Consider the following 14354-nt stretch of genomic DNA (forward strand, 5'->3'; position numbering starts at 1 on the left):
ATTTAACGGAGCAAAGAATGGCTCAAGTCCAAGGAAAAATCGTCCAGTGCATCGGCGCCGTGGTGGACGTCGAGTTCCCGCGCGAGAACATGCCGCGCGTGTACGACGCGCTGAAGATGGAAGGCAGCGCGCTGACGCTGGAAGTGCAGCAGCAGCTGGGCGACGGCGTGGTGCGCACCATTGCGCTGGGCTCGTCCGACGGCCTGCGCCGCGGCTCCATGGTCTACAACACCGGCGCGCCGATCACGGTGCCGGTGGGCAAGGCCACCCTGGGCCGCATCATGGACGTGCTGGGCAACCCGATCGACGAGCGCGGCCCGGTCGACCAGGCGCTGACCGCCCCGATCCACCGCAGGGCCCCCGCGTACGACGAGCTGTCGCCCTCGCAGGAACTGCTGGAGACCGGCATCAAGGTGATCGACCTGATCTGCCCGTTCGCCAAGGGCGGCAAGGTGGGCCTGTTCGGCGGCGCCGGCGTCGGCAAGACCGTGAACATGATGGAGCTGATCAACAACATCGCCAAGGCGCACTCGGGCCTGTCGGTGTTCGCCGGCGTGGGTGAGCGCACCCGCGAGGGCAACGACTTCTACCACGAGATGGCCGAATCCGGCGTCGTGAACCTGGAGAACCTCGGCGAGTCCAAGGTGGCCATGGTGTACGGCCAGATGAACGAGCCCCCGGGCAACCGCCTGCGCGTGGCGCTGACCGGCCTGACCATCGCCGAATCGTTCCGCGACGAAGGCCGCGACGTGCTGTTCTTCGTGGACAACATCTACCGCTACACGCTGGCCGGCACCGAAGTGTCCGCGCTGCTGGGCCGGATGCCGTCCGCCGTGGGCTACCAGCCGACGCTGGCCGAGGAAATGGGCCGCCTGCAGGAGCGCATCACCTCCACCAAGGTCGGCTCGATCACCTCGATCCAGGCCGTGTACGTGCCCGCGGACGACCTGACCGACCCGTCGCCCGCCACCACCTTCGCCCACCTGGACGCCACCGTGGTGCTGTCGCGCGACATCGCCGCGCTGGGTATCTACCCGGCGGTGGACCCGCTGGACTCCACCAGCCGCCAGGTCGACCCGAACGTGGTCGGCGAGGACCACTACACCACCACCCGCGCGGTGCAGGCCACCCTGCAGCGCTACAAGGAACTGCGCGACATCATCGCGATCCTGGGCATGGACGAACTGTCGCCGGAAGACAAGCTGGCCGTGGCGCGCGCGCGCAAGATCCAGCGCTTCCTGTCGCAGCCGTTCCACGTGGCCGAGGTGTTCACCGGCTCGCCCGGCAAGTACGTGCCGCTGTCCGAGACCATCCGCGGCTTCAAGATGATCGTGGCCGGCGAGTGCGACCACCTGCCCGAGCAGGCCTTCTACATGGTCGGCACCATCGACGAAGCCTTCGAGAAGGCCAAGAAGCTGGCGGCCTAAGCCATGGCGGACCCGACCCACACCATCCACGTGGACGTGGTCAGCGCCGAGGAGTCGATCTTCTCGGGCGAGGCGCGCTTCGTCGCCCTGCCCGGCGAGGCCGGCGAGCTCGGCATCTACCCGCGCCACACGCCGCTGATCACGCGCGTGCGGCCCGGCTCGGTGCGCATCGAGAAGGCCGACGGTAGCGAGGAGTTCGTGTTCGTGGCCGGCGGCATCCTGGAGGTGCAGCCGACCCGCGTCACCGTGCTGTCCGACACCGCCATCCGCGGCAAGGACCTGGACGAGGAAAAGGCCGCCGAAGCCAAGCGCGCCGCCGAGGAAGCGCTGAAGAACGCCAAGAGCGAAATCGACATCGCCCGGGCGCAATCCGAGCTGGCCATCATGGCGGCGCAAATCGCGGCGCTGCAGAAGTACCGGCAGAAGAAGTAGACGACTCCGGGGACAGAGCAAGCGCGCAGCGCCTGCTCCATCCGCCCGAAACAAGAACGCGCTAAAAACCCGCGCTCTCGAGCCCCCGCCCGAAAGGCGGGGGCTTTTTTCTTGCCGGCCCGGCGTAGCGCGCGGATGGCACCGATCAGCGGTACCGCTTGCCGTCGCCTCGCGACACCGGATCCCGGGCGCGGCGCGCCCCGCCGCCGTTGGCAGTCGGCAAGACCGCCGAGCGTGTCTTCCACAGCGAAACCAGCACGCCACCGGCGATGAGCCCGGCCGTGACCGACAGGCTGATCGCCGGCGGGATCTTGCCGGTGATGTTCACCAGGAAGATCTTGCCGCCGATGAACACCAGCACCAGGCCCAGCGCATACTTCAGGTACACGAAGCGGTGGATCATCGCCGCCAGCGCGAAGTACAGCGCCCTCAGGCCCAGGATGGCGAAGATGTTGCTCGTGTAGACGATGAACGGATCCGTGGTGATGGCAAAGATCGCGGGCACCGAGTCGACCGCGAAGATCAGGTCGGCGAACTCCACCAGGCACAGCGCTAGGAACAGGGGCGTGACCCAGAGCACCGGCGCGCCGCCGCGGGCGAGCGGCTCGCGCACGAAGAACGCGTTCCCCCGCAGCTCGGGCGTCACGCGCAGCATGTGCCGCATCAGCCGCAGCACCGGATTGCGCTCCAGGTCCGGCGGGTGGTTGGCCAGCCACAGCATCTTGATCCCGGTGATCACGAGGAAGGCGCCGAACAGGTACAGCACCCAGGCGAACTGGGACACCAGCGCCGCGCCCAGTCCGATCAGGAGGGCCCGCAGCACCAGCACGCCCAGGATGCCCCAGAACAGCACGCGGTGCTGCAGCCGCCGCGGGATGGCGAAGAACGAAAAGATCATCGCGATGACGAACACGTTGTCCATCGACAGCGACTTCTCGATCAGGTAACCGGTGAAGTACTCCAGCCCCGACTCGGGGCCCAGCTGCCACCAGAGCCAGCCGCCGAAGGCGGCGGCGGCACCGACGTAACCGGCCGACAGCCACAGGCTTTCGCTGACACCGATCTCGTGATCGTCGCGGTGCAGCACGCCCAAATCGAACGCCAGCAGCATCACGACGAGGGCCGCGAAGACCAGCCAGAGCCAGGTCGCCTGCCCCAGGAAAGGGGTCGTCAGTATTTCGGTCACGTCTGTTCCCGTCCACCCCACGCGAGGTGGTCGTCGTTCGCTGCACGGTCAGTGCAGTCCACGCCCCAGCGCAGGCGCGCACTGGCGAGCAGGGCCTGCTCGCCGGACGCCAGATGGCCGTCCGCCTGCGCGGCGGCCAGCGCCAGCTCGGCCACCGTCTGCTGCAGCCCGGGGTCGTCGACCTCGGACAGCAGTGCGCCGACCATGGCCGGATCGAGCTCGGCCGTGCCGCTCCAGCCGGCGGTCGCGACCAGGTCTTCCGCCAAGTGCCGCAGTACCTCGTGCAGATCGGCTGGACCCAGGCCCAGTTGTTCGTGCGCGCCGGCGCGCTCGAGTGCGGCGAGTTCGCGGCTGCCGAGATGCCCGTCGGCGATCAGGGTCAGCGCGACCAGTCGCGCCGATGCGTGCGGGCTGTTGCGGGGATAGGCTCTCATCGCAGGTCTCCAGTGAATCGATGCGGTCAATGTAGGCCCGGCGACCTCGCAAGAAAAATCGATATTCGTGCAGCAAGCTTCGATAATCTCGAAGGGTCGGGCCGCCATGTCCTCGTCTGGCCCGACCGACCGAGCGACCGTGAACTATCGGCATCTGCACTACTTCTGGAGCGTGGTGCGCGCTGGCGGCGTGTTGCGCGCGGCCGAGCAGCTGCACCTGACTCCGCAGACGCTCAGCAGCCAGATCCGGCTGCTGGAGGAGCGCGTCGGCCAGCCGCTGCTGCGCAAGGCCGGCCGGGGGGTCGAGCCCACCGAGGCTGGGCGGCTGGCACTGCAGTACGCCGAGGAGATCTTCGCCCTCGGACAGGAGTTGGAGCACGCGTTGCGGGGCGGGCGCGAAGCGGCGACACCGTCGCCCGTCCTGCGCGTGGGCATCGCCGACGCGGTGCCCAAGGCGATCGCCTGGCACGTGCTGGAGCCGGCCCTGCGCATGTCACCCCCGCCGCGGCTGCAGTGCAGCGAGGGCAAGCTCACTGCGCTGCTCGCTGAGCTGGCGCTGCGCCGGCTCGAACTCGTGGTGTCGGATGTACCGCTGCCCGGTCATGTTGGCGTGCGAGCCTACAGTCACCTGCTCGGCCGTAGCGCGGTCTCGTTCTTTGCGGCTCCGGCCTTGCTGCAGCAGGCCGGGCTGACCCTGCGCGGCGCGCGCGCCCGGTTCCCGGTCCTGCTGGCCGAGTTGCCGACCCTGCTGCCGGGCCCGGATTCCGCGCTGCGGCCGCGCCTTGACGCGTGGATGCGCCGCCAGGGGGTGCTGCCACGGGTGGCCGGCGAGTTCGATGACACCGCCCTGATGAAGGCATTCGGCCGCGAGGGCAGCGGCGTCTTCGCCGCGCCGGCCGTGCTGGCCCGCGAGATCGCCCGCCAGTACGAGGTGCAGGCGATCGGCACCGCCGGGGAGGTGCAGGAGGAGTTCTACGGCATCACCGGCGAGCGGCGCATCACTCAACCGGCGATCGCGGCCATCACCGCGTCGGCGCGCCAGGAGCTGTTCGCCACCTGACGGCCGGGCCCTTCAGCCAAGGGCCGGCGGGTCCGGCAACTCGTTCGGGTTGGCCTGGCCGGGCTGCAACGGGAAGTGCTCGACCAGCAGCGCCGACACCTCCTCCAGTGCTTGCGTGAGCCCGTCTTCGAAGCGGCCGGCGCGGAAGGCCTCGCGCATGTGCTGCACGATGGCGTGCCAGTGGCCCGGCTCGATGCGCCGCGCCAGCCCGCGGTCGGCCACGATCTCGATCGCGTGCTCGGCCAGCAGCAGGTAGATCAGCACGCCGTTGTTGTGCTCGGTGTCCCACACGCGCAGCTTGCCGAACATGGCGACAGCCCGTTCGCGCACGCCGGCGTCGCGCCACAGGTAGCTCAGCGGCAGCCCGGCTTCCACGTAGATGCGGATCTCGCCGCTGTGGCGCCGCTCGCTGGCCGCCACCCGCGCGGCCAGGCGCTCGGCCAGCTGGGGCGGGATCGCCTTGCGGGTGTCGTCTTCATCGAGCCAGCGGTGGCGCGCGATGCGCCGGATCCTGTGCCACATCACCAGCTCCCCGAGGCGCCGCCGCCGCCGAAATCGCCGCCGCCGCCGGAGCCGAAGCCGCCGCCACCGCCCCAGCCGCCGCCGCGGCCACCCCCGCCCCAGCCGCCGCCGGGAAAGGTCACCGGCCCGCCCCAGCCGCGCCGGCGCCCGCCCAGCCCGCCGAGGCCGGACAGCATCGAGAACAGCAGCGCCAGCACGCCGGCCGCCAGTCCCACCACGAGGCTGGACGTGATCAGCAGGGCCAGCCCGCCGACGCCGCCGCCGGTGAGCAGCGAGCCGAGCTTGCGGCCGAAGATGCCGCGCAGCACGGCGCCGGCGATCGGCACGGCGAAGAACAGGAAGATCGCCAGGTCGAACCAGTCGAAGCCCGGCGCCCGTCCCTGGCCACGCTGCCCGGGCGCCGGCAGCGCTTCGCCGCTGACGCGTGCGATCAGCCGGTCGGCCGCGGCCTGCAACCCGCCGGCGAAGTCGCCCTGGCGAAAGCGCGGCGTGATCGCCTCGTCGATGATGATCTTCGCGGCCAGGTCCGGCACCGCGCCCTCCAGCGTCTTGGCCACCTCGATGCGGACCTGCCGGTCCTCCTTGGCGACGATGACCAGGATGCCGTCGCCCACGTCCCGGCGGCCGATCTTCCAGGTGTTGGCGACCCGGTTGGCATAGCTGAAGATGTCCTCCGGCTGCGTGGTGGGCACCAGCAGCATCACGATCTGCGTGCCGCTGCGCTGCTCGAAGGCGGCCAGCTTGTCCTCCAGCCCCTTGCGCTGGCTGTCGTCGAGCGTGCCGGTCTGGTCGACGACGCGGGCGGTGAGCTCGGGGACGGGAAGGACGTCCTGGGCGGCGGCCGGTCCCCAGGACCATGCCAGCAGCAGGCCGACGAAGCACGAGAGCAGGAGCCGTGCGAAGACCTGGATCGCCGCCGGCGCGGCAGCGGCAGGCCGGGGCGCGCTACCGCCTCCTGCCGTCGACGAACGAGGCCGGCCGCCCATGCGGCTAGCGGGTCGGTGTCCCGGCCGGCGTGGACGGCGCACCCGAAGCGGCGGGCGCAGCAGGTGCCGCCGGCGCGGCCGGCCGTGCCGCGCCGCCGAAATCCACCTGCGGCGGCCGCGAGATCTCGGCCTCGTTCTGCACCGTGAAGTTGGGCTTGGGCTCGTAGTTGAACACCATGGCCGTCAGGTTGGTCGGGAAGCTGCGCGTGAGCACGTTGTACTGCTGCACGGCCTGGATGTAGCGGTTGCGCGCCACCGTGATGCGGTTCTCGGTGCCCTCGAGCTGCACGCGCAGGTCGCGAAAGCCCTGGTTGGCCTTCAGGTCCGGGTAGCGCTCGACCACCACCATCAGCCGGCTCAGGGCGCTGGACAGCTCGCCCTGGGCCTGCTGGAAGCGCTGGAACGCCTGCGGATCGTTCAGCGTCTCGGGCGTGACCTGCATCGAGGTGGCCTTGGAACGCGCCTCGATCACCCGGCTGAGCGTCTCCTGCTCGAAGTTGGCTTCGCCCTTGACGGTGGCCACCAGGTTGGGCACCAGGTCGGCGCGGCGCTGGTACTGGTTGAGCACCTCGGACCAGGCCGAGCGGGTCTGTTCGTCCAGTCGCTGGAAGTCGTTGTAGCCGCAGCCGGTGAGCGTGAGCGACAGGGTCAGGGCGATGAGGGCGAACCAGTGGCGCATCGGGGCGTCTCCTGCAGCAGGGATCGTCGCCGACGGTAGCATAGAAGCCATGCGGCATGAGCCGATCCACGCCCTGCAGGCGGCCGCGCGCGACCCGGCCCGGACGGCGCCGCCGCCCTCGCGCCTGGTCATCGCCGGCGCCACCGGCGTGCTCGGCAACGAAGTGCTGCGCCGGCTGGTCGGCCTGCAGCGCTACGGCAGCACGGAAGTGCTGGCGCGCGAGCCGATCCGCGCCGGCCTGCGCGGCGTCGGCAGCCGGCTGGTGGAAGGCGACGACCCCGCGCAGTGGGCGCCCGGCGCCGCCGACACCGGCCTGGTGCTGTTCGAGCCGCCGCGCCTGTTCTACGACCGCGAGCGCGCGCTGTGGACGCCCCGGCCCGGGCAGTTGCCCGCGCTCGCGCAGTGGATGCGCCGCAGCGGGGTGCGCACGCTGGCGATCGTGCTGCCGCACGCGCAGGGGCGCCTGCCCGAGGCGCTCAAGCGCGGGCTGGCCAGCCTGGATGAGCAGGCGGTGGCGGCGCTCGGCTTCGAGCGCCTGCTGATCGTGCGCAGCGCCCGCAAGCCCGAGCCGGTCGTCGGCGGCGGGCCGCTGGCCGGGCTGGCCCGCTGGATGGGTTCGGTGTTCAAGTACATGCTGCCCGACAGCGAGCAGCCGGTGCGCTCGGCCAAGGTCGCCGAGTTCGTCGCCGCGGCGCTGCAGGCCGCGCCGCCGGGCATCCACGTGGCCGCGCCGGAGACGGTGTGGCGCGCGGCGCAGGGCCCGGCGCAGGAGGCGGTGCACGCCTGGCTGCGCCGCTGAATCCATGCACAATCGCCCGGACATGCGCAAGTCCAGGCTCCAGGCGGCCAACCTCCAGGGCGATGCCGATGAGGTCGAGGCCGCGTTCTACGACGCGCTGCAGAGCGCCGACATCGACAAGCTGATGGCGTGCTGGGCCGACGAGGACGAGATCGTCTGCATCCACCCCGGCGGCCCGCGGGTGGTGGGCGCGGCGGCCATCCGCGCCACCTTCGAGGCGATGTTCGCCAACGGCAGCATCCGCGCCTGGCCCGAGCGGGTGCGCAAGATCGAGTCGATGGCCAGTTGCGTGCACAACCTGCTGGAGAAGGTGGAGGTGCTCACGCCGCAGGGTCCGCGCCACGCCTGGGTGATCGCGACCAACATCTACCACAAGACCGCGCAGGGCTGGCGCCTGGTGGCGCACCACGCCAGCCCCGGCACCGCCAGCGACATCCAGGAGGTCTCGGACTCGCCCTCGGTGCTGCACTGATGCAGGCGGCGGCAGGCGGGGGAACGATCGCGCAGGACGGGGCGTTCGGCTACGCTGCTCCCGCCTGGCTGCCCGGCGGCAACCTGCAGACGATCTGGCCGGCGCTGTTCGCGCAGCGCGCGGCCGGCGCGCCGCCGCAGTACCGGCGCGAGCGCTGGCACACCCCGGACGGCGACTTCGTCGACCTCGACTGGCTCGAGCCCACGCCGGCCGCCGCAGCCCCCCTGCTGGTGCTGTTCCATGGCCTCGAAGGCTCCTCGCGCAGCCACTACGCCGAAGCCTTCGCCGGCTTCGCGCGCGACCAAGGACTGGCCTACGTGGTGCCGCACTTCCGTGGCTGCAGCGGCGAGATCAATCTCGGCCCGCGCGCCTACCACTCGGGCGACTACGAGGAAGTGGACTGGATCCTGCAGCGGCTGCGCGAGCGCCATCGCGGCCCGCTGCTGGCCGTCGGCGTGTCGCTGGGCGGCAATGCGCTGCTGCGCTGGGCCGGCGAGTCCGGCAGCCAGGCCGCACGGCTGGCCGATGCGGTGGCGGCGGTCTGCTCGCCGCTGGACCTGGCCGCCGGCGGCGCCGCCATCGGGCGCGGCTTCAACCGGCTGGTCTACACCACCATGTTCCTGCGCAGCATGCGGCCCAAGGCCCTGCGCAAGCTGGCCCAGCACCCCGGCCTGTTCGATCGCGAGGCAATGCTGGCCGCGCGCGACCTGTACGCCTTCGACAACGTGTTCACCGCGCCGCTGCACGGTTTCCGCAACACCGATGACTACTGGGCGCGCGCCTCGGCCAAGCCGCACCTGGCGCGCATCCGTCTCCCGGCGCTGGCGCTGAACGCCCGCAACGACCCGTTCGTGCCGGCGTCCAGCCTGCCGCGCGCGGCCGAGGTGGGCGGGTGGGTCACGCTGTGGCAGCCGCGGCAGGGCGGCCACGTGGGCTTTCCGGCCGGCGGCTGGCCGACCCATGTGCGTTCGATGCCGCACGCCGTCGGGCACTGGCTGCTGGACGCCGGAGGATGGCACGGGGGCGGTGTGGGCGGCGGCTGACGCGGGCCGTCGCCTTTCGCCGATGGGGGCCGGCGCGCGCACTGGCAAGTTCGGCGGCTGGGGCAATCGCCCGCGGGGGTGTCCGCATGAACACGCGACAGATGCTTCAGGTGGCCGGCGTTGCCGCGGTCCTGGCCCTGCCGGAGGCCAGCCAGGCCCAGCCGCAGCCGATCGGGCGAGATGACGACGCACCGCCGCCCTCCCGCTGTGACGGGCCGGCCTACGACGGGCCGGCGCTGTGGCATCGGCAAGAGCGCCTCGCGCAGTTCGAGTCCCTCGGCGAGCACTGCCTCAAGCGCCTGATGGTCGAGTGCGATGCCGCCGCCGGTCGCCAGTTGCTGGACCCCGACAGCGCGTTCACCTGCTCGCTCGGCTACGAGGCGCTGCTGCGGCGCGGCTTCGATGGCAACTTCCAGGCACTGCTGGCGTGGTGGCGCCGCCGCGCCGCCGGCCAGGGCGATTAGCCGGGCCGGCGCGGCGCTGCCACCGGCACGGTGCTGGTGGTCGGCACCGCCGCCGTGACGGGCGCCGAGGCAGGCGCGGACACGGCAGCGGCCATGGCGGCCGCGCCCGGCGGCGCCAGCGGCGGCGGGCGCGATCCGGCCGGTGGCCAGGCCGCCTCGGACGCCAGCCTCGGCTTGCCCATCGGCGGGCCGCCCTGGCCCTTGCTCACCGCCGCCAGGTCCTCTTCGCTCGGGTACAGCCCCGTCAGCCAGTAGTCGAACACGCGGCGCGCGATCGGTGCCGCCGCAGCCGCGCCGAAGCCGGCGTTCTCCACCACCACCGCCAGAGCGATCTGCGGGTCCTCGGCCGGCGCGAAGGCGATGTAGAGCGAGTGGTCGCGCTGGTGTTCCTCCAGCTTGGCGGCGTTGTACTTTTCCTTCTGGCCGATGGTCACGGCCTGGGCAGTGCCGGTCTTGCCGCCCGAGACGTAGCCGGCGCCGGCGAACACCCGGGTGCCGGTGCCGCCCTGGGTCACGCCCACCATGGCCTTGCGCACCACGGTGATGTGCTCGGGCTTGTAGCCCAGGTCCACGCCCGGCTCCGGCGGCACGATCTCGCGCACCCGCGTCATCGGGTCCTGGGTCGCGATCACCAGCCGCGGCTTGTGCTTGACGCCGCCGTTGGCCAGCGTGGCGGTGGCCTGGGCCAGCTGCAGCATGGTGAAGCTGTTGTAGCCCTGGCCGATGCCCAGCGAGATGGTCTCGCCGGCGTACCACTTCTTCTGCTCCGGCCGCCGGTAGTAGTTGCGCTTCCACTCCTGGCTGGGCAGCACGCCGCGCACCTCGCCGAAGATGTCGATGCCGGTCAGCTGGCCGAAGCCCAGCGGCTTCATGAAGTCGTGCATCAGGTCCACGCCCATCTCGTTGGCCAGCGAGTAGTAGTAGACGTTGCTCGACCTGACGATGCTGGTGTGCATGTCGACTGCCCCCAGCCCGTGGTCGCCGTGGCTGCGGAACACGTGGCCGCCGAAGCTCCAGGAGCCGTTGTCCATCACCACCTGGTTGGCGGTGCGCTTGCCGGTGGTCAGTGCGCCCAGCGCCATGAAGGGCTTGTAGGTGGAGCCGGGCGGGTAGGTGCCGCGCAGCGCCCGGTTCAGCAGCGGCTTGTCGATCGACTCGTTCAGCGCCTGCCAGTTCTCGGTGTCGATGCCGTCGACGAACAGGTTGGGGTCGAAGGTCGGCTTGGAGACGAAGGCCAGCACCTCGCCGGTCTTGGGGTCCAGCGCCACCAGCGCGCCGCGCCGCTCGCCGTACAGGTCCTCGACCAGCTTCTGCAGCTTGATGTCGATCGACAGCATCACCGTATGGCCCGGCGTGGCCGGCGTGTTGGCCAGCTTGCGCACGGCGCGCCCGCCGGCCGAAGTCTCGACCTGCTCGACGCCAGTGGTGCCGTGCAGCTGCCGCTCCAGGCTCTGCTCCACCCCCAGCTTGCCGATGTACTCGGTGCCGCGGTAGTTGGCCTGCGCCTCCTCTTCCCACTCCTCCATCTGCTTCTTCTCGGCCTGGTTGATGCGGCCGATGTAGCCGATCACGTGGCTGGCGAGGTCGCCCCAGGGGTAGTTGCGGAACAGGCGGGCCTTGATCTCCACGCCCGGAAAGCGGTAGCGCTGGGCGGCGAAGCGCGCCACCTCCTCGTCGGTCAGCTTGGTGCGGATCGGCAGCGACTCGAAGCCCTTGGTCTCGTCCAGCAGCTTGCGAAAGCGCCGCTTGTCGCGCGGCTGGATGTCGACCACCTGCGCCAGCGCCTCGATGGTGGCCTCCAGGCTGCCGGCCAGGCGCGACGGCGTGATCTCCAGCGTGTAGGCCGAGTAGTTGGTGGCCAGCACGATGCCGTTGCGGTCCAGGATGAGGCCCCGGTTGGGAACGATCGGCACGATCGCCGTGCGGTTGCTCTCGGCCCGCTCGCTCAGCTCGTCGTGCTGCAGCACCTGCAGGTAGACCAGCCGCAGCGCCAGCAGCAGGAAGCAGGCCAGCACCACCAGGCTGGCCGCGAGCACCCGCGCGCGAAAACGCGAGAGGTCGGCTTCGACGTTGCGGAGTTCGGTCATGGGTGGGCGTTTCTGGCGGCGCTTGGTCGTCTGAGCGTGGGCGTTGGATCACTCCGATCGACGGCGCTTGCGCGCCTGTGCGGGGGCCGTTCGACCACTCCAGTCAGTTGGGGACAGAGCAACGCGGCACCCTGTGCCGCGCTTGGTCTGTCCCGCTCTCTAGTCAGTTGGGGACAGAGCGACGCGGCGTCCCGCCGCTCTCGGTCTGTCCCGCAAAGTCTCATAAGGGGCGATTCTCATCCGGATCCGGCGCCCGGCGCTGCGGCGCCAGCAGGATCACGCTCACCACCGGCCAGAGCAGGGATTCGATCACGGGGGCGAGCAGGGCGCTGGCGCCGGGGAAGATGCCGCCGGCCATCATGCGGATCGCCAGCTCGATGGCGTGCGCCGCCGCGAACAGCGGCAGCACCTGCACCGCCTGCGACGGCACGGTGAACCAGAGCAGCCGGCGGTGCATGGTGATGGCGAAGAAGCTCAGGGTGGTGTAGGCCAGCGCGTGCTGGCCGAGCAGGGCGGCCTGGTGCACGTCCATCGCGATGCCGAACAGGAAGGCCGCGCCGATGCCCACCCGCAGCGGCTGGTGCACGCTCCAGAACACCAGCACCAGCGCCAGCACGTCCGGCATCCAGGCGACGCGGCCCAGCGGCAGCATGTTGGCGAGCATCGCCACCAGCAGGCTGGACCAGATGAACAGGGGGTTGGCCGGCAGCAGCAGCTGCTGGCCCGGGCGCATGATCATTTGCGCGCTCCCTTGCCCGTGGCCGGCGGCGCTGCCAGGTCGGCCGGCCGCGCCGGCAGCAGCCCGGCCACCGGCTTGAGCACCATCACGTAGCGGGCGCCGTCCACCTGCGCCTGCGGCACGCAGTAGATGCGGGCGAAGCCCGAGTCGGCGCGCCGCTCCACCTTGCCGACGCGGGCCACCGGCAGGCCGGCCGGATAGATGCCGTCGACCCCGCTGGTGGTGAGCAGGTCGCCCTCGTGCACGTCGGCGTTGCCGGCCATGAAGCGCAGCTCCAGCGCGCCGGCGTGGCCGGCGCCGGAGTCGCCGAAGGCCACACTGCGAGCGCCGGTGCGGGTGTTCAGCACCGGGATGGCCTGGTCGCGGTCGGTGATCAGCGTGACTTCGCTGATCAGCGGGTGCACGCGGGTGACCTGGCCGAGCACGCCGGACTCGTCGATCACCGGCGAGCCGGCCTCGATGCCCTGGGCCAGCCCCTTGTCGATCACCACCTTGCGGGTGTAGGGGTCGGCGGCGTCGTACAGTACCTCGGCGGCCTGCGCCGGCGTGGTGATGCGCTCGCGCAGCGCGAGCAGCTGGCGCAGCCGCTCGTTCTCCTGCGCCAGTTCCTCGACCTGGTTGGCGCGCTGCGACTGGCGAGCCAGCTTCTCGCGCGCCGCCGCTTCCTGCGACTGGGCGGCGCGCAGCGACTCGAAGTAGTGGCCCGCCTCGCGCACGGCCAGCACCGGCCGCAGCGCCAGCCATTGCACCGGGTACAGCACGGTGGCCACCCCGGCGCGCAGCGGCTGGGTGATGCCGAAGCGGGTGTCGGCCACCATCAGGAACAGCGCCAGCGCGCTGAACACCATCAGCCGCGACAGGGCCGAGGGGCCCTGCTTGAAGAAGGGGGGCGGGCTTCGATCCAGCGTACCGAGCGGCATCGCTGTCTCCGCAGGCGGGATTACTCGCTGGTGAAGATCGAACCGAGGCGCTCCATGCGCTCCAGTGCGATGCCGCAGCCGCGCACCACGCAGGTCAGCGGATCTTCGGCCACCAGCACCGGCAGGCCGGTCTCCTCGGCCAGCAGGCGATCGAGGTCGCGCAGCAGCGCGCCGCCGCCGGTGAGCATCATCCCGCGCTCGGCGATGTCGGCGCCCAGCTCGGGCGGCGTGCTCTCCAGCGCGCTCTTGACCGCCGACACGATGTTGTTCAGCGGATCGGTCAGCGCTTCCAGGATCTCGTTGGAGGAGATCGTGAACGAACGCGGCACGCCTTCGGACAGGTTGCGGCCCTTGACCTCGATTTCCTTGACCTCGCTGCCGGGGAAGGCCGAGCCGATGGTCTTCTTGATCGCTTCGGCGGTGGGCTCGCCGATCAGCATGCCGTAGTTGCGGCGGATGTAGGCGATGATGGCGTCGTCGAAGCGGTCGCCGCCGACGCGCACGCTGCCCTTGTAGACCATGCCGCCCAGCGAGATCACGCCGACTTCGGTGGTGCCGCCGCCGATGTCGACCACCATCGAGCCGGACGCTTCGCTCACCGGCAGGCCGGCGCCGATGGCGGCGGCCATCGGCTCCTCGATCAGATAGACCTCGGCGGCGCCGGCGCCCAGCGCCGACTCGCGGATGGCGCGCCGCTCCACCTGGGTGGAACCGCAGGGCACGCAGATGATGATGCGCGGGCTGGGCTTCAGGATGGAGCGCGGGTGCACCATCTTGATGAACTGCTTGAGCATCTGCTCGGTGACGGTGAAGTCGGCGATCACGCCGTCCTTCATCGGGCGGATCGCCTCGATGTTGCCCGGCACCTTGCCCAGCATGGCCTTGGCTTCGTGGCCGACGGCCTGGATGGTCTTCTTGCCCTGGGGGCCGCCCTCGTGGCGGATCGCCACGACCGACGGCTCGTCCAGCACGATCCCCTTGTCCATCACGAAGATCAGCGTGTTGGCGGTGCCCAGGTCAATGGCCAGATCGGTTGACAGGTACCGACGGAACGCTCCGAACATGGGGGGGAATCCTCTTTCTTCTACGAAAGCGGCCCCGCGG

16 protein-coding genes are annotated in these 14354 nt (G+C 70.8%); 7 read left to right on the forward strand and 9 right to left on the reverse strand.

Going from position 1 to position 14354, the window contains the following annotated elements:
• Positions 1–17: 17 nt before the first annotated feature.
• Both atpD and PE066_RS12615 read left to right on the forward strand, forming a co-directional pair.
• The gene (gene atpD, locus PE066_RS12610; RefSeq protein WP_271232885.1) at positions 18–1427 is read left to right on the forward strand and encodes a F0F1 ATP synthase subunit beta; all 1410 of its coding nucleotides are present in this window, start codon (positions 18–20) and stop codon (positions 1425–1427) included.
• Between the two features lie 3 nt (positions 1428–1430).
• Positions 1431–1859, forward strand: coding sequence for a F0F1 ATP synthase subunit epsilon (locus PE066_RS12615; RefSeq protein WP_271232886.1), 429 nt, complete (start codon positions 1431–1433; stop codon positions 1857–1859).
• 145 nt (positions 1860–2004) lie between these two features.
• Here the strand turns inward: PE066_RS12615 and PE066_RS12620 are convergent, their stop codons facing one another.
• Both PE066_RS12620 and PE066_RS12625 read right to left on the reverse strand, forming a co-directional pair.
• A complete protein-coding gene (locus tag PE066_RS12620) occupies positions 2005–3045 on the reverse strand; it encodes a TerC family protein (protein ID WP_271232887.1) in 1041 nt (346 codons plus the stop codon).
• Positions 3042–3479 carry a TerB family tellurite resistance protein gene (locus tag PE066_RS12625; protein WP_271232888.1) on the reverse strand — a complete coding sequence of 146 codons (438 nt, stop codon included), beginning with the start codon at positions 3477–3479 and terminating at the stop codon, positions 3042–3044. Before PE066_RS12625 ends, PE066_RS12620 begins: the two co-directional genes overlap by 4 nt.
• Before the next feature lie 139 nt (positions 3480–3618).
• Between PE066_RS12625 and nhaR the strand changes: the two genes are divergently transcribed.
• Positions 3619–4539, forward strand: coding sequence for a transcriptional activator NhaR (nhaR, locus tag PE066_RS12630; RefSeq protein WP_271232889.1), 921 nt, complete (start codon positions 3619–3621; stop codon positions 4537–4539).
• 12 nt (positions 4540–4551) lie between these two features.
• Here nhaR and PE066_RS12635 read toward each other — a convergent pair whose 3' ends face one another.
• Genes PE066_RS12635 through PE066_RS12645 form a run of 3 tightly spaced genes read right to left on the reverse strand, consistent with a single transcriptional unit; the run spans position 4552 to position 6726 of the window.
• Entirely contained in the window at positions 4552–5061 is a 510-nt protein-coding gene (locus tag PE066_RS12635; RefSeq protein ID WP_271232890.1) for a TPM domain-containing protein, read from the reverse strand.
• Entirely contained in the window at positions 5061–6047 is a 987-nt protein-coding gene (locus PE066_RS12640; RefSeq protein ID WP_271232891.1) for a TPM domain-containing protein, read from the reverse strand. The genes PE066_RS12635 and PE066_RS12640 overlap by 1 nt, the downstream gene beginning before the upstream one ends.
• A 4-nt stretch (positions 6048–6051) precedes the next feature.
• Positions 6052–6726 carry a LemA family protein gene (locus PE066_RS12645; RefSeq protein ID WP_271232892.1) on the reverse strand — a complete coding sequence of 225 codons (675 nt, stop codon included), beginning with the start codon at positions 6724–6726 and terminating at the stop codon, positions 6052–6054.
• A gap of 49 nt (positions 6727–6775) precedes the next feature.
• On the opposite strand from PE066_RS12645, the gene PE066_RS12650 reads away from it, so the two are divergent.
• The 4 genes from PE066_RS12650 (at position 6776) to PE066_RS12665 (ending at position 9504) form a co-directional block, all read left to right on the forward strand.
• Positions 6776–7525 carry a hypothetical protein gene (locus PE066_RS12650; protein ID WP_271232893.1) on the forward strand — a complete coding sequence of 250 codons (750 nt, stop codon included), beginning with the start codon at positions 6776–6778 and terminating at the stop codon, positions 7523–7525.
• A 22-nt stretch (positions 7526–7547) separates the two neighbouring features.
• The gene (locus PE066_RS12655) at positions 7548–7997 is read left to right on the forward strand and encodes a YybH family protein (protein ID WP_271236570.1); all 450 of its coding nucleotides are present in this window, start codon (positions 7548–7550) and stop codon (positions 7995–7997) included.
• Complete coding sequence (locus PE066_RS12660; RefSeq protein ID WP_271232894.1) at positions 7997–9040, forward strand: YheT family hydrolase; 1044 nt, start codon at positions 7997–7999, stop codon at positions 9038–9040. Before PE066_RS12655 ends, PE066_RS12660 begins: the two co-directional genes overlap by 1 nt.
• 86 nt (positions 9041–9126) lie before the next feature.
• Complete coding sequence (locus PE066_RS12665) at positions 9127–9504, forward strand: hypothetical protein (RefSeq protein WP_271232895.1); 378 nt, start codon at positions 9127–9129, stop codon at positions 9502–9504.
• On the opposite strand, the gene mrdA is transcribed toward PE066_RS12665, so the two are convergent.
• The 4 genes from mrdA to PE066_RS12685 all read right to left on the reverse strand — a co-directional run bounded on the left by mrdA (position 9501) and on the right by PE066_RS12685 (position 14314).
• On the reverse strand, positions 9501–11591 hold the full coding sequence (gene mrdA, locus PE066_RS12670) for a penicillin-binding protein 2 (RefSeq protein ID WP_271232896.1): 2091 nt from the start codon (positions 11589–11591) through the stop codon (positions 9501–9503). The genes PE066_RS12665 and mrdA overlap by 4 nt on opposite strands.
• Before the next feature lie 220 nt (positions 11592–11811).
• Entirely contained in the window at positions 11812–12330 is a 519-nt protein-coding gene (gene mreD, locus PE066_RS12675) for a rod shape-determining protein MreD (RefSeq protein ID WP_271232897.1), read from the reverse strand.
• A complete protein-coding gene (gene mreC, locus PE066_RS12680) occupies positions 12327–13250 on the reverse strand; it encodes a rod shape-determining protein MreC (RefSeq protein ID WP_271232898.1) in 924 nt (307 codons plus the stop codon). Before mreC ends, mreD begins: the two co-directional genes overlap by 4 nt.
• A 20-nt stretch (positions 13251–13270) precedes the next feature.
• Positions 13271–14314 (reverse strand): rod shape-determining protein, encoded by a 1044-nt coding sequence (locus tag PE066_RS12685; RefSeq protein ID WP_271232899.1) that lies wholly within the window; start codon positions 14312–14314, stop codon positions 13271–13273.
• Positions 14315–14354 lie beyond the last annotated feature (40 nt).

This window comes from Ramlibacter tataouinensis (assembly GCF_027941915.1).
GTDB lineage: Bacteria > Pseudomonadota > Gammaproteobacteria > Burkholderiales > Burkholderiaceae_C > Ramlibacter > Ramlibacter tataouinensis_C.